Raw genomic sequence first — 375 nt, 5'->3', positions numbered from 1 at the left:
TTCTGGTAAAATCAGAAGACGAAGCAGTGGAAATTACCAAAAGAAAAATCGGGATTGATTTAGGCATTTCCGATTTCGCTATCACTACCAACGATTTAGGCGAGATAGAGAAACACAAAAACCCCAACCATTTATATAAAGCAGAAAAGCAACTCAAGAAAGCCCAGCGTTCGTTGTACCGCAAACAAAAAGGCGGGAAGAACCGGAGCAAAGCCCGCCTGCAAATCGCCAAGAAACACGAAAAAATGGCTAACCAGCGGAAGGATTTCTTGCACAAACTAACGAAGAAAATTACAGACGAAAACCAAGTCATCGTAATCGAAACGTTGTCCACCCAGAACCTGATGAAGAACCATAAACTAGCAAAAAGCATCG

The 375-nt window shown here is 42.1% G+C and carries 1 protein-coding gene; it reads left to right on the top strand.

From position 1 onward, the window contains the following. Nucleotides 1-26 precede the first annotated feature (26 nt). Nucleotides 27-375: RNA-guided endonuclease TnpB family protein (locus ACYQ4S_RS12435; protein WP_459771487.1), on the top strand; the 349-nt coding region annotated here is incomplete at its 3' end.

The sequence above is a fragment of the Alkalibacterium sp. s-m-28 genome (assembly GCF_054658175.1).
Note: the sequence above shows the minus strand (reverse complement) of the source record. Positions and strands in the feature narration are given on the sequence as shown.